This window comes from Kitasatospora sp. NPDC001175 (genome assembly GCF_053598215.1).
This window is the reverse complement of the sequence record NZ_JBSFJU010000050.1, coordinates 24,675-41,902: the sequence shown is the minus strand read 5'-3', so window position 1 is coordinate 41,902 and position 17,228 is coordinate 24,675. Positions and strand designations below refer to the sequence as shown.

The 17,228-nt window shown below is 71.3% G+C and carries 13 protein-coding genes; 11 read left to right on the top strand and 2 right to left on the bottom strand.

Annotated elements, in window-relative coordinates; translation table 11 throughout:
• Positions 1-66: 66 nt before the first annotated feature.
• Positions 67-2,058, bottom strand: a complete 1,992-nt coding sequence (locus ACWDAK_RS28850; protein WP_427395194.1) for a carbamoyltransferase C-terminal domain-containing protein — start codon at positions 2,056-2,058, stop codon at positions 67-69.
• Positions 2,059-2,391: 333 nt separating this feature from the next.
• Positions 2,392-2,631 (bottom strand): acyl carrier protein, encoded by a 240-nt coding sequence (locus ACWDAK_RS28845; protein ID WP_427395195.1) that lies wholly within the window; start codon positions 2,629-2,631, stop codon positions 2,392-2,394.
• A gap of 288 nt (positions 2,632-2,919) precedes the next feature.
• Here ACWDAK_RS28845 and ACWDAK_RS28840 point away from each other — a divergent pair, with 288 nt between their 5' ends.
• The 11 genes from ACWDAK_RS28840 to ACWDAK_RS28790 all read left to right on the top strand — a co-directional run bounded on the left by ACWDAK_RS28840 (position 2,920) and on the right by ACWDAK_RS28790 (position 17,214).
• Positions 2,920-3,852, top strand: coding sequence for a TauD/TfdA dioxygenase family protein (locus tag ACWDAK_RS28840; protein WP_427395196.1), 933 nt, complete (start codon positions 2,920-2,922; stop codon positions 3,850-3,852).
• Positions 3,853-4,076: 224 nt separating this feature from the next.
• On the top strand, positions 4,077-5,285 hold the full coding sequence (locus ACWDAK_RS28835) for a threonine synthase (RefSeq protein WP_427395197.1): 1,209 nt from the start codon (positions 4,077-4,079) through the stop codon (positions 5,283-5,285).
• A 75-nt stretch (positions 5,286-5,360) separates the two neighbouring features.
• Positions 5,361-6,503 carry an acyl-CoA dehydrogenase family protein gene (locus ACWDAK_RS28830; RefSeq protein WP_427395198.1) on the top strand — a complete coding sequence of 381 codons (1,143 nt, stop codon included), beginning with the start codon at positions 5,361-5,363 and terminating at the stop codon, positions 6,501-6,503.
• Positions 6,504-6,523: 20 nt separating this feature from the next.
• On the top strand, positions 6,524-7,789 hold the full coding sequence (locus ACWDAK_RS28825; RefSeq protein ID WP_427395199.1) for a condensation domain-containing protein: 1,266 nt from the start codon (positions 6,524-6,526) through the stop codon (positions 7,787-7,789).
• Between the two features lie 209 nt (positions 7,790-7,998).
• Entirely contained in the window at positions 7,999-9,741 is a 1,743-nt protein-coding gene (locus tag ACWDAK_RS28820) for an ABC transporter transmembrane domain-containing protein (protein WP_427395200.1), read from the top strand.
• Positions 9,738-11,495: an ABC transporter ATP-binding protein gene (locus ACWDAK_RS28815; RefSeq protein ID WP_427395201.1), complete on the top strand. Its 1,758-nt coding sequence runs from the start codon at positions 9,738-9,740 to the stop codon at positions 11,493-11,495. The genes ACWDAK_RS28820 and ACWDAK_RS28815 overlap by 4 nt, the downstream gene beginning before the upstream one ends.
• Before the next feature lie 56 nt (positions 11,496-11,551).
• On the top strand, positions 11,552-12,325 hold the full coding sequence (locus ACWDAK_RS28810; protein ID WP_427395202.1) for a thioesterase II family protein: 774 nt from the start codon (positions 11,552-11,554) through the stop codon (positions 12,323-12,325).
• A gap of 29 nt (positions 12,326-12,354) precedes the next feature.
• Complete coding sequence (locus tag ACWDAK_RS28805; RefSeq protein ID WP_427395203.1) at positions 12,355-14,013, top strand: non-ribosomal peptide synthetase; 1,659 nt, start codon at positions 12,355-12,357, stop codon at positions 14,011-14,013.
• A complete protein-coding gene (locus ACWDAK_RS28800) occupies positions 14,010-14,705 on the top strand; it encodes a thioesterase II family protein (protein ID WP_427395204.1) in 696 nt (231 codons plus the stop codon). Before ACWDAK_RS28805 ends, ACWDAK_RS28800 begins: the two co-directional genes overlap by 4 nt.
• Positions 14,706-14,722: 17 nt before the next feature.
• Positions 14,723-16,021 carry a condensation domain-containing protein gene (locus tag ACWDAK_RS28795; RefSeq protein WP_427395205.1) on the top strand — a complete coding sequence of 433 codons (1,299 nt, stop codon included), beginning with the start codon at positions 14,723-14,725 and terminating at the stop codon, positions 16,019-16,021.
• Positions 16,018-17,214 carry a cytochrome P450 gene (locus ACWDAK_RS28790; RefSeq protein WP_427395206.1) on the top strand — a complete coding sequence of 399 codons (1,197 nt, stop codon included), beginning with the start codon at positions 16,018-16,020 and terminating at the stop codon, positions 17,212-17,214. Before ACWDAK_RS28795 ends, ACWDAK_RS28790 begins: the two co-directional genes overlap by 4 nt.
• Positions 17,215-17,228: the final 14 nt, after the last annotated feature.

The window sequence follows — 17,228 nt, the reverse complement described above, 5'->3', positions numbered from 1 at the left end:
TCTCGCGTGCCGGGATGACCTGCCGTCAGCAGGCCATCCCGGTCGAATCGAGAGTCGGCGGACGACTCAGAAAGCCGCGCCCTCTTGGGATTCGGTGTCGAAGACGGCGGCCGGCCCGAACATCCGGGCGTGCTTCGCCGCGGCGAGGGCCAGCGTGCCGCTGGCATCCCGGGCGCTCGCGACCTCGGCCAGCTGGTTGACCATGGCGGGCGTCGCCAGCGCCCGATCGCGCAGCTCGGGGGAGCGGGACATCAGGACCATGGCCGCGGTGGTGTAGCCCGACTCGACCCAGGACTCCCAGATCGCGTCGCGGTCCTGCTCCTGGCCCGCGAAGAGCTCCTCGCGACGATCGTGCCGACGCGTGGGGACCGGGATCTGGCCGCGGGCCTCCGTGCGCAACCGGACCCGGCGGCCCGCGATGTAGGCGACGGCGGCTCCCTTGCGGATGGCGAAGTTCAGGGCCTGTGCCGCCGTGTCCACCACCGGCTCACCCTTGTCGTTCAGGGAGGTGTTGCACACCATCGGCACTCCCGTGGCCTGCCGGAACGCCTCGATCGCCCGGTAGAGCAGGGGGTTGGTCTCGGCGGACAGGGTCTGACGCCGGGCCGAATCGTCGAGGTGGAGGATGGCCGGGACCAGCTGGCGCTTGGACTCGGTGACGTACGCCGTCTCGAGCATGTAGGGCGAGGGCCAGGGGTCCTCGAACCACTCGCCGCTGTACTCCTCCAGGACGATCGGGGCGACGGGGCGCCACCACTGCCGGCTCTTCCAGTCGTTCAGCAGGTCCTTCGAGCGGGGCGAGCGGGGATCGGCGAGGATGCTCCGGTGGCCCAGCGCTCGCGGGCCGATCTCGGCCGCCCCGTCCGCCCACACCAGCGGTCCATTGGAGAGGTCCTCGACGAACTGGGCCTCGGTGAAGTCCTGGACGTCCTCGATGAAGTCGTCGAAGTGCTGCAACGCGCTCTCGACATCGGTCAGTTCGGAGCCGTAGTAGGCGGACTTGAGCTGGAAGCCACCGGCCGGGAGCAGGCCCTCGCCGAGGAGGCCGAGGAGTCCGAGCCCGAGGGACTGGCCGGAGTCGTTCGCGCTCGGCGGAGTGAGCAGGCCCTTGAAGCCGTAGCGGCGCAGGAGGAAGGAGTTGGTCGGGCAGTTGAGGGCGAAGCCCCCGCTCAGGGAGAGGTACGCCTGGCTCGGGTCCACTCCTGCCGACTCGAGCAGCCGGTCGACGTTGCGCACCATGACGAGCTCGCAGGCCGTCTGGACGATCTTCATGACCGCGGACTGCAGGTGCTCCTGCTCGCTGAAGCGGCTGTCCAACTCCATTGACGGCAGCTGGGACTCGGCTGCGCGGATCACGGCCTGGACGAACGGAAGCGTGTCGACCAGCGGTACCCGCCGGCCTCCGAACAGCTCCAGCTCCCGCACCGCCGCCTCGGTGTCGAAGGCGATTTCGGTGGGGCAGGCCGACGCCAGGGCCATCAGGGTGCCGGGCTCCTTGCCGAACTCGGCTGACGCGGCGTCATAGATGGGGGCCGGGGACTCGACCGGAGCGAACTCGACGTCGCCCTTGGTGGACACGCAGCCGGTGTACCAGTACTTCTTGCCCGCCCGGTCGAGGCCGAAGTCGGGCCGGCCGTCCAGGGCCAGTCCGATGATGGTCTCGCTGCGGAACGCCTCGGAGTCGAGCAGCAGCCCGCTGTAGAGGTGGGCGAGGCTGTGGACCGGGAAGTCCTCGGCGCCGGCCGGCAGCTTGATGTCCGCGTGGTGCGGCAGACCGGGCGTACCCCAGGACAGGCTCACGTCCTCCGGGGAGAGCCCCTCGGCCGCGAGCAGCTCGGCCAGCACCTTGTTGTACCGGTCGACGGTGAAGAGGGGCCAGAAGTGGTGCTTCTGCCCGCTGATGCGCTCGAGCTCCCAGACCCTGACCAGTTCGACCCGCGAGTCGTGACTGCGCCAGAGCGCGATGTTCTGGTCATGGCGCGGCGCTATGACGGACAGGCTGCCGGGCGGAGAGATGTAGCTCGACAGGAAGTGCTTCGCAGCTGGGTGCGCGGTCACGATGTCCCCTTCGGCGGTTGGACAGTGGCTACTGGTTCTTCGGGCCCGACGGTCCTGGAAGCGGTCGGCGCAGGCGGTCGCGAGGCTGCCGGGGCGTGCTCCACCGGGCCCCCGGTGTGTACCGGCGGCGTCAGGTGCGACAGACTGTCCCGGACGGGTGCGATCGGGCCTCGGGCCGGAATCCCGGCGGCCGTCTGCACAGAGGCTTCGGCCGTCTGCGGAGCCGCGGGGTGGGACCGGCGGGGACGGACTCTGGTCCCAACTCATCCGGATACGTCGGCTCCAAGGCAAGCGACGAGATCGCTTGAGCCGGTCGTGCCGTCCGTGCCGGGACTACTTCGAAGCGGCGATCCGCTGCTCGGCGAGCTGGACCAGTTCACCGACGTTGGCCACGGTGAACATGTCGACGACGTCCAGATCGACGTCGAACGTGCTCTGGATCGAGACCATCAGGCGGAGCAGCGACACGGAGGTGGCTCCGAGGTCATCGAAAGTGCTGTCCAGCGAGACCTCAAGGGGAGCGAATACTTCGGAAATCACCGACATCAAGTCGTCGGACTGCTCGTTCGACATTTCGTGTTCCCAGATCTCTTCTATTCAAGGCCTATCTAGGTAATTGACCCTATGGCGCTGCTGATGCAGCGTCAAGACCCTTCTGTGGATCGGGGTGATACGTGGCACGATGTCTGAATTGCACCATGCTGAGCTGGGTGAAAGGGGTCAAGGCTTCGGGTACAAAACGGCATGGCCAACTAACTACCCTGTTGCTATATTCGCCCTGACCGGGGCTCGACAAGCCGTGCCTGCCCGGGGGTAGGCTGCCCGACGTTTCACCGCACAGCCACAGTACTGGGGGTACTGGTGTCAGAAATCAGTTTTCGGCCTCTCACGCCAATCACTGGCGCGGAGGTGGAAGGCGTCGATCTCGCTGCGTACCTGTCGCCGGCCGTTGTGGCCCGTCTCCGTGAGGCCCTGCTGCGTCACAAGGTCCTCGTTTTCCGCAATCAGCCGATGAACGACGCGCAACAGGTCGAACTCACCAATGCTTTCGGCGGTGCCACTGCGGCCCATCCCATCGTGAACGGCCTGCGCGAAGAACCCGCCGTGTTGCGGACCGCACTGTCCGAGGAGCGACGGGCGCTGGTCGAGGCCGAGGCCAGCCTCAGCCATCCCTTGAAGGGATCGACGCCGCGGCGCCTGCGGACCGAGTGGCACGTCGACAGCACCTTCGTGGTCAATCCGAACGCCATCACCATTCTGCGTGGTGTCGAGATTCCGCCGGCCGGCGGCGACACCCTCTTCGCCAATCTGGAAGCGCTCTACGAGGGGCTGTCGCCCTCCCTCCGGGGCTACCTCGACACCTTGCAGGCGATACACTCCCGGCACGCCCCGTCGGCGGCGCCCCGCTTCGACGGCAAGTCGGCCGGCCCCTTCGCGGCCGTCCATCCGCTGGTGCGGGTGCACCCCGAGACCGGCGTGCGCAGCCTGCTCGTCAGCGCCGTGTTCCTCCAGGCCATCCGCGGTCTCAAGCCCCGCGAGAGCACGGCCCTGCTGGACTTCCTTCTCGACGAGCTCGCCGGGCGGGACGAGATCCACGCCCGCGTCCGCTGGGAGCAGGACACCCTCGTCATGTGGGACAACCGCGCCGTGGCCCATGCCGGGCCGGTGGACGGCCTGATGTTCCAGGAGGAGCGGATCGTGCACCGCACCACCGTCGTCGGCGACCTGCCCTGCGGGCCCGACGGCTTCGTCTCGCGCGCCCTCATGGGGGGCCGGTTCGAGGCGCTGGCCTGAGAGCCGGCGCCGTGACGCCATGGCGATCGTGCGGGTCCTGGCTCCGGTGCCGAGTCCCGGGCCGGTGTCCCGCAAGGACCATTCCGAGGAACGTCATTGACGGGTCGCCAGGCGCTCCATGTACAGTCAACTCGGTCGTATGCAAATGCGCTGGCATCGTGACTCCGGCGTAGATTCGGGTCAGTCGGTTCATTCTCCGGGAACTTTTGTAGGGGAAACGCAAAATGCCGGTCGTCAACCACCGTGAAAAAACCGAAGCACCACCCAAGTACCACCTGTCGTGCGTCAGCTGCCGCTGGGAGTCCGATCCGGAATTCAGGCTCCGATGTCCCCGATGTTCGGGCGCGCTCGAGCCCAGGCTGAACCTGGAGAACGTCACCAAGCGTGACGGTGACCAGCCCGAGCTGACCTATCTGGACTTCCTCCCGGTCGAGTCCGGGCGCTTCCTCGACGCCGACGTCAGCGTGCGGACCCCCTGCCGTCCGGCCCCGCGCCTCGGAGCGGCCATCGGCCTGCCCCGACTCTGGGTGAAGGACGAGTCCCAGCAGCCGACGGGGACCACCAAGGACCGGCTGGCCTCCGTGGTCCTGGCCGTGTTCCGGCAGTTCGGGATCAAGGAGTTCGTCGCCTCCAGCACCGGAAACAGCTCCACCGCCCTGGCCCGCGCCGTGCAGCGCGACCACTCGATGCGGGCACACTTCTTCTGCGGCCGTGACTTCACCGGCGACCACGACATCGAGACCAACGACCGGGTGTCCCTCACCGTCGTGGACGGCAACTACGCGCAAGCCACCCAGGCGGCCCAGGAGTTCGCGGACCGGCACGGGCTGGTCTGGGAGGGCGGGTTCTTCAACTGGGCCCGCCGCGAGGGTCTGAAGCTCACCTACCTGGAAGCCTTCGACGCCATGGACGACGAGCCCGACGTCGTCGTCCAGGCCATCAGCAGCGGCATGGGGATGATGGCCGTGCGCAAGGGCGTGGCGGAGTACCTCGCCTGCGGCCGGCTCACCTCCTCGCCCCGCCTCCTGATGGTCCAGCAGGACACCTGCGCGCCGATGGCCGCGGCCTGGCGGGAGGGGCGGGCCGAGCTGACCGAGGACGACGTCGTCGAGCACCCCACCGGTCTGGCCCGGGCCATCCTGCTCGGCGACGGCCGGGCCACCTATCCCTACATGCGGGACATCGCCACCGAGAGCGGTGGCGCCATCGTCTCGGTGAGCCAGGACGAACTGGTCCAGGCCCGTACGATGCTCCGCGAGTTGGAGGGGCTGGACGTCTGCCACTCCTCGGCCGCGACCATCGCCGCGCTGCGCAACGAGGCCGCGGCCCAGCGGATCACCCCGGACCAGGTGGTGCTGGTCAACCTGACCGGCCGTGAGCGGTACACCGCCGCCGCCGCCGAGCCGGCCCTCGCCGCCGCCACCGCCGGCTGAGCCTCCTCCCCCCCGAGCCGGATGCCGCCGCTCCCGCCGGAGTGATGGCCCGCCCTCACCTTCGCAAGGATTCCGTTGATACTCAGTCACCTCTCCCCGCAGCAGGCCGGGCGCCACGCCGAGTTCCGTGCCTTCGCCGACCGTGCCCTGGTGCCGCAGGCGGACCGCTTCGACCGCGAGCAGTCGATCTCCCGAGAGGTCATCGCCGACCTGGCCGGGCAGGGCTACCTCGGTGCGCTCATCCCGAAGGTGTTCGGCGGCCTCGGCATGGACTGGATCGAATACGGGCTGCTCACTGAGGAGTTGGGCCGGGGCTGCCAGTCGATCCGCAACTTCGTGGCCGTGGACGACATGGTCGCCCACTCGATCCACAAGTGGGGCACGGAGGAGCAGAAGCAGCAGTGGCTCCCCCGGATCACCTCCGGCCTGACGCTGGCCGCCTTCGCCCTGACCGAGCCGGAGGTCGGCAGTGACGCCGCCGCCGTCGAGACCACGGCGACGGCCGACGGCGCCGAGATCGTCCTGCGCGGCACCAAGAAGTGGATCAGCTTCGCGCAGATCGCGGACCTCTTCCTGGTCTTCGCCAAGTTCGGCGGGCAGCACACCGCCTTCCTGGTGGAGCGGGACACTCCCGGCCTGTCGGTGGAGCCGATCGAGGGCCTGCTCGGCCTGCGCGGCTCGATGCTCGGCCGGATCACCTTCGACGGCTGCCGGATCCCGGCCGCCAACCTGGTCGGGCGTCCCGGCCTCGGCCTCACCTTCGTCGCCTCCAGCGCGCTCGACCTCGGCCGCTACAGCACCGCCTGGGGCTCGGTCGGTCTGGCCCAGGCCTGTCTGGAGGCCTCGACGGAGTACGCCGGCCGCCGCGCCCAGTACGGCACCGAGATCCGCAACCACCAGCTGGTCCAGCAGCTGCTCGCCGACATGCTCACCGACACCATCACGGCCCGGCTGCTCTGCCACCACGCCGGGGTGAGCAAGGAGCGGGGGGAGATGGAGGCCGTCAACCACACCCTGCTGGCGAAGTACCGGGCCTCGACGATCGCCGTCAAGGCGGCCGCCGACGCGGTGCAGATCCACGGCGCCCAGGGCATCGGGGCGGAGGTGTCCGTCCAGCGTCACCACCGGGACGCCAAGGTGATGGAGATCATCGAGGGCACCACGCAGATCCAGCAGACCATGCTCGGTCAGTTCGCCGTCCGGGCGGCCCGGCTGTGAGCGAGCTCCGGACGGGGGCGGTGACCTACGGTCAGCTGTCGGTCCTGCGCTCGCTGGAGACGCACGGACCCGGCCACCGGTCGGTCGCCAACCTGATCAGTGTCTGGGAGGTGCCGTTCGGCGTCGGGGCGGCCCAAGTGATGGACGCCTGGCTCCAGTTGGTGGCGGCGCACGAGTCGCTGCGGACCACCTACGACCTGAGCGGCCCGGCGCCGGCCCAGACGGTCCACCCGTACCGCCCGTCCCGGGTGGCGGCGGTGGAGCTGGCCGAGGACAGCTTCGCGGCGGCCCTCCGGCTGGGCGCCGAGGCGGCCGCCGAGCCGATCGACATCGAGACCGAGCTGCCGTGGCGTGCGTTCGTCACGACCTACCAGGGTGATGTGCTCCACCTGGTCACCGTGATCCACCATGTGGCCGCCGACAACGGTGCGCTGCGGGTGCTGGAGGAGCAGCTCGGCCGGCTCCTGGAGGGCGGGACGCTCGGGCCGGTGGTGCAGCCGCTGGAGATGGCGCAGGCGCAGCAGGAGGAGCCGGGCACGCGGAGCATCCGGCACTGGACCGAGGCCTGGGGTCAACTCGTCCCGGCGGACCGGGATCCGGGTGACGCCAGCGAGCGCCGCCGGGCCTCGCTCTACAGCCTGGAGGGGCTGGCCGCCGCGCAGGAGCTCTCCGACCGGCTGAAGATCTCGGTCCAGTCGGTGGTGCTCGGCGTCGGCGCGCTCGCGCTGTCCCGGCTCAAGCGGACCGAGCAGGTGACCTTCGCGCTGATGGCCGCCAACCGGCTCGACGCCCGGTGGGTGCCGCTGGTCAGCTCGCTCAACCAGTTCGCCCCGGTCACCATCACGGTCGACGAGGAGGCCGCCCCGCTGGAGTACCTGCGGGCCTGCTACGTCCAGTGCATGACGGCGTACGTGAACGGCTGCTACGACGTCGACGCGCTGAAGGAGAGCCTCCGGCAGGCCGGCCGGCCGGAGTCGGACCCGACCGCCTTCGGCAAGCACTACAACTTCCTCGGTGACGTGGATGCCGAGCCCGCCGCGGGGTCGGCCCTGCGCACCGGGATCGAGTGGCGTCCGTCCACCCAGCGGTCCGGGCCGAACTTCCACCTGGCAGTGGCCACCGGGAAGGGGATCCTCATCGGAGTGGGCGCGAGCCGCGACTATCTCGAAGGGAATCTCCCGGCCGTTCTCGCGGCCTCGATCGAGGCTGGTCTGATAAATATCTCCAAGGGCTCCGAGAGCTCCCTGGCCGATGTTTCGCTGGACAATCCGTGGCGGGTTGTCTGAGGGGCAGCAGATGCGGGGGGAAATTGCTTCCCCCCGCACGTCGGCTGCTCACAACTGGGTCGAGCCAGTTCTAGAAGCCTGCGCAAATGCCGCGAAGCTGCTTCTTCATGATTAACACCTCCTTGTCCGTGGTGACTATAGCCACAGGCGGCCGGGAGGCGGAAGAAAAATCTGGATAAGGCCTAGGAAAGACGATTAGGGTTTCGCTCATGATGGATTCGTACGCCGACCCGGGAACTCCGGATCACCGGAGCGCCGCGCGTTACCTGTGGTGGCTGACCATGAGCCAGCGCCGGCGGGTGGCGGGCGGCGCGGTGATCGGCACCCTCTGGATGGTCTGCCTCATGCTGCCGCCGTACCTCATGCAGCGAGCGATCGACGACGGGCTCCAGCCGGGGAAGACCGGAGTCCTGGTCGGCTGGGTGGCCGCGCTGGTCGGCGCCGCGCTGCTCAACGCGTGGCTGGGCATCATGCGCCACCGCATCATGACGCGCGTCCGGATGGACGCCACCTTCCGGACGATCAAGGTCGTGGTCGCGCACTCCACCCGACTGGGCGCCGAACTGCCCCGGAAGCTCTCGGTCGGCGAGGTGGTCAGCATCGGGACGGGCGACGTCGCGCAGATCAGCCAGACGCTGACGATCACCGGACCGGGCGTCGGCGCAGTCGTCGCCTACCTGGTGGCGGCCGCGCTGCTGCTGTCCGTCTCCGTCCCGCTCGCCGTGGTGGTCCTGCTCGGGGTGCCGCTGCTCGCGGTAGTGGTCGGGCCGCTGCTGGAGCGCCTCCAGGGCGCGGAGTCCAAGTACCGCGAGCAGCAGGGTGCGCTGACGGCCCGGATCGGGGACATCGTCGGCGGCATGCGCGTGCTCAACGGCATCGGCGGCAAGGAGTTGCTGGCCGGCCGCTACCTGCGCGGCTCGCAGGCCCTGCAGGCCGAGGGCTACCGGGTCGGTGCCGTGACCAGCTGGATCCAGGCGCTCTCGGTCGGCCTGCCCGCCCTCTTCCTAGCCTTGGTGACCTGGCTGGCCGCCCGGATGGCCGCCGAGGGCACCATCACGATCGGCACGCTGGTCGCCGTCTACGGCTACGTGGCCGTCCTGGTGGTGCCGGTCTCCAACTTCATCGAGGGCGGGTACGACCTCACCAGGGGCCTGGTGGCCGCCGGGCGGGTGGTCCGGATGCTCGGCCTGAAGCCCGCAGTCGAGGACGCCGCGACGGTCCGGCCGGCTCCTGACGCGCCGTCAAGCCTGCACGACGCCGAGACCGGTGTGGAGCTGGCCCCGGGCCGGCTGACCGCGATCGTCAGCGCCCGCCCGGCCGAGTCCGCGGCCGTGGTCGACCGGCTCGGCAGGTACCGCGGATCCGCCGCGACCTGGGGCGGGGTTCCGCTCGCGGACGTCGCCCTGGCCGAGGTCCGCAGCCGGATCGTGGTGGCGGACAACGACGCCGACCTCTTCTCCGGCCCGCTGAGCGCCGTAGTCGGCGGCCGGTCCGAGCACACCGGCCCGGCCATCGCCCAGGCCGTCCGGGACGCCGCCGCGGAGGACATCGTGCAGGCCCTGCCCGACGGTCTGGACACCCCCGTCCAGGCGCAGGGCAGCAACCTCTCCGGCGGGCAGCGCCAGCGGCTGCGGCTCGTCCGCGCCCTGCTGGCGGACCCGGAGGTGCTCCTGCTGGTCGAGCCCACCTCCGCCGTGGACGCCCACACCGAGGCGGCCATGGCCGCCGGGCTGCGCCGGGCGCGGGCCGGGCGCACCACCGCCCTCACCTCGACCTCCCCCGTCCTGCTGGAGCAGGCCGACACCGTCTGCTACCTCGTCGACGGCCGGCTGGTGGCGGCGGGCCCGCACCGGGTGCTGCTCGCCTCGGAGCCCGGCTACCGCGAGCTGGTGGCACGCGGTGACCACGAACCCGCCACCGAGTCCACGCCCGCCGAGGAGGCCGTCCGATGACCGCTCAGACCGAGGCCGCCCCGGGGCGGCTCCCGATCGCCGAGCCGGCCGAGGCCCGCCGGGCCGCCGTGCGCCTGGTGCGCCAGGACGGCCGCGCGGTCACCGCGATGCTGATCCTCAACGGACTGGCCGCGGCCGCCGGGCTGGGCGGCCCCTGGCTGCTCGGCCGGATCATCGACGACGTCAGGGGCGGAGCCGGGGCCGGACACGTCGACCGGCTCGCCCTGGGCATCCTCTGCTTCGCGCTCGCACAGCTGTTCCTCGGCCGCTTCGCCCGCTACGCCGCCCACCGCTTCGGCGAGCGGACCTTGGCGCGGATCCGCGAGCGGTTCGTCGACCGCTCCCTCGCCCTGCCCGCCTCGGTGGTCGAGCGCGCGGGCACCGGTGACCTGATGACGCGCGGCACCGCCGACGTCGCCACCGTCGGCACCACCCTGCGCGACGCCGGGCCCGAGGTCTCCGTCGCGCTCGTCCAGGTCCTCCTCATCCTGGCCGCCATGCTCGCGGTCAACCCGTTCCTCGGCATCTGCGGGGTGCTCTGCCTGTCCGGGATCTGGTTCGCCACCCGCTGGTACCTGCGCCGTGCCCACGCGGGCTACCTCGCCGAGGGCGCCGCCAACTCCGCGCTCGCCGAGATCCTCACCTCCACCGCGGCCGGCGCCCGCACCGTCGAGGCGCTGAGCCTCCAGGAGCGCCGGATCGCCGCCGCCGCCGAGGCGGTCGAGCGCTGCCGGGTCACCCGCACCCACACCCTCAACCTGCGCACCGTGCTCTTCCCGGTAGTCGAGTTCTCGTACATCGCCCCGGTCGCGGGCATCCTGCTGCTCGGCGGCGCCCTGCGCGGCAGCGGCGCGGTCACCACCGGCGCGGTGGTCGCCTGTGCCCTCTACTTCTGGAAGCTCGCCGAGCCGCTGGACAAGGTGCTGCTCTGGCTCGACCAACTCCAGCGCAGCAACGCCTCCTTCGCCCGGGTCGAGGGCATCGGCCAGGTAGACGCCCCGGTCGTGACCGGCGGCGGTGAGCCGGTGGACGATCGGATCGACGTGGTCGGCGTCCGGTACGCCTACCAGGGCGAGCGGGACGTCCTGCACGGGGTCGACCTCACCGTCCACCCGGGCGAGCGGCTGGCGGTGGTCGGCCCCTCCGGTGCCGGGAAGTCCACCCTGGGTCGGCTGCTGGCCGGAGCGGAGGTGCCGCGCACCGGCCGGGTGACGGTGGGTCAGGTTCCGGTCACCGAGCTGGACCCGGCGCAGCTGCGCAGGCACGTCGTCCTGGTCTCGCAGGAGCACCACGTCTTCCTCGGCACCGTCCGGGACAACCTCCTGATCGCCGCGCCCACTGCCACCGACCAGGAGCTGCACGCGGTGCTGGCCGCCGTCGACGTCGACTGGATGGACGAGCTGCCGGACGGGCTGGACACCGAGCTCGGCGCCGGCGGGCACCGCCTGGACGCCCAGCAGGCCCAGCAACTCGCCCTGGCCCGCGTGGTCCTGGCCGATCCGCACACGCTGATCCTGGACGAGGCGACCTCCCTGCTCGACCCGACCACGGCCCGGCACACCGAGCGCTCCCTGGCGGCCGTGCTCAAGGGCCGCACCGTGATCGCCATCGCCCACCGCATGCACACCGCCCACGACGCGGACCGGGTGGCGGTCATGGACGGCGGCCGGGTGGCCGAACTGGGCAGCCACAGCGAGCTGTTGGCGGCCGGCGGCGGGTACGCGGCGCTGTGGAAGTCCTGGCACGGCGCCTGAGCGCGCATCCCACCCCTCTTGACCCCTCTCGTCCCGACCAGTAGGAGCGGAACCCCATGCGCTCGGCACCACCGCAGACGGCCCAGAGCTGGGTCCGGCCGATTCCCGGCCGGACCGAGCCCGGCGGCATCCGGCTCTTCTGCTTCCCGTACGCCGGGGCCGGTGCCTCGGTCTTCCGGGGGTGGGGCGCCGGACTCCCGGAGGGGGTGGAGGCGTTCGCCGTGCAGCTGCCGGGCCGGGAGGACCGCTTCTTCGATCGGCCGATCGCGGACCTGGACGAGCTGCTGGACGCCCTCGTCCCGGCCCTGCTCCCGTACCTGGACCGGCCGTTCGCCTTCTTCGGGCACAGCATGGGCGCCATCGTCAGCTGGGAGCTCGCCCGCCGGCTCCAGCGTGAGCAGGGGCTGGAGCCGGTCCGGGTCATGGTGTCCGGCTGCCGGGCACTGCCGTCCCACGAGTCCCGGAAGCTGAGTGAGCTCGACCTCTCCGACGAGGAGTTGATCAATGAGCTGCGCCGTCTCAACGGCACGCCCGAGGAGCTGCTGCAGAACCCGGACTTCGTCACCTTCATCCTGCCGACCTTCCGGGCCGACCTCTCACTCTTCGCCGGTTACGTCTACCGCCCGGGCGAGTTGCTCAGCTGCCCGGTCTCGGCCTTCGGCGGCGACGCGGACCCCAGGGTCAGCGTGGAGCACCTCGACGGCTGGGCGGAGCTGACCACCGGCCGGACCGAGGTGGAGATCTTCCCCGGCGGTCACCTCTTCCTCAACGCCGAGCGGGAGAGCGTGCTCCGGAGCATCTCCCGGGCACTTCCGGCCGTCGGCCACTGACCAGTACTTTCCGAACTCAGGGGGCTCGCGTGGAGACAGTGTGGAGCGTCGTCCAGGCTCAGGTGGAGCGGACGCCCGGGGCCGTGGCCGCCCGGGCCGCGCGGACCTACACCTACCGTGACGTCTCCGCGTTGGCCGGAGACCTCGGCGATCGGATCGCGGCGAAGGTCCGGCCGGGCTCCCTGGTGGCGCTCGACGCGTCCAGCCGGTTCAGCGGGGCCGTCGGCATCCTCGCCGCGATCGCCGCCGGCTGCGCCGTCCTGCCGCTCGACCGGCAGAGCCCGGCGGCCAGGCGCGCCCGGGTCCTCGACGACGCCCGCCCCGCCCTGCTGCTGCGCGAGCTGGCCGAGGCCGAGTTCGCACTGGAGGAGAGCGGCCTCCCGTCGCCGCCGGGGCAGTCGGACCTGGGCGGGATCGCCTACGTCCTGTACACCTCCGGCTCGACCGGGCAGCCCAAGGGCGTCATGGTGGGCCACGAGGCCCTGGTCGACCGGCTCGCGGGCCTGGCCGAGCAGCCAGGGCTGGCGGCCGACGAGAGCGTGCTGGCGATGGCCGCACTGTCCTTCGACATCTCACTGGCGGAGCTGCTCCTCCCGCTGACCGTGGGGGCCTCCTTCACGGCCGTCCCGGAGGAGACCCGGGCGGATCCGCTCGCCTTCGCGGAGCTGGTGGCGGCGGCCGCGCCGGACGTCGTCCAGGCCACCCCCAGCTTCTGGCGGATGCTGACGGCCTCCGGCTGGACGGGTGCGCCCGGTGCCCGGCTGTGGACCGGCGGGGAGTCGCTCACCCCGAGCCTCGCCCGGGAGTTGCTGCCGAGGTGCAGCGAGCTCTGGAACGTGTACGGCCCGACCGAGGCCACCATCTGGGCGACGGCGGCGCGGATCGTCTCCGCCGAGCGGATCTCGCTCGGCGAGCCGCTGGCGGGGGTGGGCGTCCTTATCGACGACACCGGTGAACTCCTGCTCCACGGAACGGGATTGGCGCACGGCTACCTCAACCGGGAGCAGCTGACGGCCGAACGCTTCCCGCAGCGTGACACCCCCGACGGCCGCCGCCGCGTCTACCGCACCGGGGACCTGGTCAGGCGGGGACCGGACGGCGCACTGGAGTTCCTCGGCCGCCTGGACAGCCAGGTCAAGCTGCGCGGACACCGGATCGAGCTGGGCGAGGTGGAGGCCGTCCTGGAGGAGCACCCGGACGTCTCGCAGGCCGTCGTGCTGCTCCAGGACGCCGACCGGCCCGAGATCGCGGCACTGGTGGCCTTCGTGGTGCAGCGGACCGAGGCGGACCTCCAGGGCTGGTTGGAGGACCGGCTGCCGACGAGTCACCGCCCCGCCAGGATCACCGCCCTACCCGAGCTGCCCCGCACCACCGCCGGAAAGGTGGACCGGATCGCCCTGGCCGCCGGCCTGGCCGTCGGGGGCCAGGCGGTGCCGGTCGCCGCGGCGCCCGCCCCGGGGGACGTCCGCGCACTCGTGGCCGAGGCGTGGCGGCAGACGCTTGCGCTGGAGTCCGTCGACGAGGACGCCAACTTCTTCGACGCCGGTGGGAATTCGGCCCTCCTGGCGGTGCTCCAGAAGCGGCTCTCCGACGGCCTCGGCGTCCGGGTGCCGATCAAGGAGATCTTCCGGAACCCGACAGCCGCCGGGCTGGTCGACCACATCCTCCGTACGAAGGTGCCGAATTGAACCTCTACTGCATTCCCTACGCCGGGTGCTCGGCACGCGTCTACGACTCGTGGCAGCAGCACCTTCCGGACCACGTCACCGTCGTGCCGCTGGAGCTCCCCGGCCGGGGCTCCCGCTGCGTGGAGGAGCCGATCGACGAACTGGCAGCGCTGCTGGCCGACTTGTACCAGCAGCTCGACCCGGGCTCGCCGTACGCGCTGTTCGGCCACAGCTACGGCGCCGTGATCGCCTTCGAGCTGGCCAAGCTGTTGCGCGCCAAGGGCGACCCGGAGCCGTCGGCACTGCTGCTCTCGGCCAGCCGTGCCCCCCGGCTGCTGGGCGCCGATGCGGATACCCACCGACTCTCCGACGCCGAACTCACCGAGCGGCTGGCCGAGTTGGGTGGAACTCCACAGGAGCTGCTCGAGAACGAGGAGCTGATGGAGATCTACCTCCCCGTCATCCGCGCCGACTACCGGATCCTCGGTGAGTACGGCACCGGCACCCCCGGTAGGGTCGGCTGCCCGGTGGTGGCGTTCTACGGGGACGCGGACGACGAGGCGGACCTGGCCTCGGTCGAGGAGTGGGCGCACTACACGGACGGTTCTTTCGGCGTCCGGAAGATCCACGGGGACCACTTCTTCCTGCACGCCGCCGAAAGTGAACTCGTGGCCGCCGTCGAGGCGGTCTGCACGAAGGGTGAGTCGAGTTGAGCCCGACCATAGCACCGGTGACCTTCGGTCAGTTGTCGGTCATCCGCGACCTGGAGCTGTCGGCGCCGGACGAACAGAGCGACGGGAACCTGACCGCGGTCTACGCGCTGCCGGCCGGCACCACGGCCGCCGGGGCCACGGCCGCCTGGTCGGCGCTGGTCGAGCGGCACGAGGCCCTGCGTACGGTCTACGACCGGACCCCGGCCGAGCCGTTGCAGATCGTCCAGCCCTTCGAGCCGGTCCGGCTCGACGAGGTGGAGCTCCCGGACGGGACCACGGAGGCCGCCGAGGCCCTGGCCGAGGAGATGGCCGAGCAGGAGATCCGGGTGGAGTCCGAGCACTCCTGGCGCGCGGTGATCGCGACGCACGCCGGGACGCCCCGCCACCTGGTCTGCGTCCTGCACCACCTGGCGGTCGACGCCGCCGCCTGTGCGCTGCTGGAGGAGCAGTTCCGGACCCTGCTGGCCGGCGGTTCGCTCGGATCGGAGCCGGTGCCGCAGCCGGTCCAACTCGCCCTGGCCCAGCGTGCGCAGGAGCGGCAGCGCCGTCGGACCATCGAGTACTGGCTCAACGCCTGGGAAGGCTTCGTGGAGGAGGACCGGCAGGCCGGGGACACCAGCCTCCGGGTGAAGGCGAGCCTCTACTCGGAGGTGGCCATGACGGCCGCCGTCCGGATCGCCGAGCGGCTCGGCGTCTCCGTCCAGTCCGTCGTCCTGGGCGCCTCGGCGCTCGGCCTGTTCCGGCTGAAGAGCCGTGACCGGGTCACCCTCGGCCTGGTGGCCGGGAACCGGACCGACCGGCGTTGGGACACCCTGGTCAGCAGCATGAACCAGCTCGCCCCGATGACCGTCGCGGCGGACCGCGGGACCCACCCGGACACCGTCCTGCACGCGGTCTACCGGGCCGGTCTCGAACGCCTCCTGCACGGCAGCTACAGCATGGACGAGCTGCGCGAGCGGCTGACCGCCGTCGGCCACCCCAACCCCGACCCGTTGCTGTTCGGCTGCTACTTCAACTTCCTGGGCGAGATCGCCGAGGCCCCGGAGCCGGGATCGCCGGTCCTGGACGGCATCGAATGGGCGCCGAACGCTTGGCAGGCCAGCCCGGGTTTCAACCTCCGCGCGGCGACCGGGGCGGGTCTGCACCTCTCGCTGACCGCCAGCCGGGACTATCTGCGCCCCGAGCTCATCGGGCTGTACCTGGCGACCGTAGAGGCCGTCCTGGTCAGCCTCGCGGACGGGGCGCCGAGCACCCTGGACGAGATCGGGTACGCCCCGCTGCGCCGGGTCGACCAGTTCCCGGGGGGCACCAAGTGACGGTGGATCAGGCCGCGCGTTGCCCCTACCGCGACGACGACCGCCTGGCGGCGGACCCCTGCGCGGACTACCTCCCGCTGCGGGGGGAGGAACCGGTCCGCTGGGACGAGGACCTGGAGGTGTGGATCGTCTCCGGGTTCCGCGAGACGACGGCCCTGCTGCGTCACCCGGCCCTGTCGGCCGCCTGGCCGCAGCGGGGCACCACCTCGCTGCACCGGGCGGGCGAGGGCGAGGGCCGGGCCGCCGAGGTCGTGCGCAGGTGGTTCATGTTCAACGACGACCCCGAGCACGCCGCTGCCCGCCGGATCGTCGCGCCGCTCTTCGCGGCCGAGCGGCTCGCCGCGATGCGTCCCGTCGTGGAGGAGCTGGTCGACGAGCTCTTGGCGGGGCGGACGGACGGGCTGGAGGTGATGGCGGACCTCGCCGTCCCGCTCTCCAGCCGGGTCATCTGCCGGATCCTGGGCCTGCCCGAGGAGGTCGCGCCCCGGCTGCACGACTGGGCGCCCGACATCGCGGCGCTGCTGATCGCGGACTACCTGCCGGAGGTCAGGACCAGGGGCCACCGCGCCCTGCAGGAGATCGCGGACGTGGTGGACGAGACCCTGCGCTCGGAGGTCCGGGAGGGGACCGGGCTCTGGCTGCTGCGGAACGCCCACCGCGAGGGCGCCATCGAGGCCGCCGACATCTGGGCCACCGCGAGCCTGCTGATCTACGCCGGGTTCGAGACCACCTCGACCTTCATCGGCAAGGCCGTCCGGGCCGCGCTGCACGCCGACGCCTGGGCCGGCCTCCAGAGCGGTGAACCGGCATCGGTGGTCGACGAGTTGCTCCGCTTCGACACCTCCGTCCAGCAGGTGGCCCGGGTCGCCACCGCTCCGGTGGAGGTGTCCGGCCACCTGATCGCGGAGGGTGATCTCGTCCTGCTGATGCTCGGGGTGGCCAACCGTGACCCGGCCGTCTTCGCCGACCCGGACCTCCTGGACTACGGCCGCGAGATCAGACGGCACCTCACCTTCGGCTTCGGCGCGCACTACTGCCTCGGCGCCGGGCTGGCGAGGCTGGAGTCCGAGATCGTGCTGGAGCGCCTCGGCAGTGGGTGGGCGGGCCTCGTCCTCGACGGGCAGCCGGTGACCAGGCAGCACTTCGGCATCACCGTCCTGGAACACCTCGCCGTGCGCGGCACGGCCTCCTGACGGCTGACCGTCGC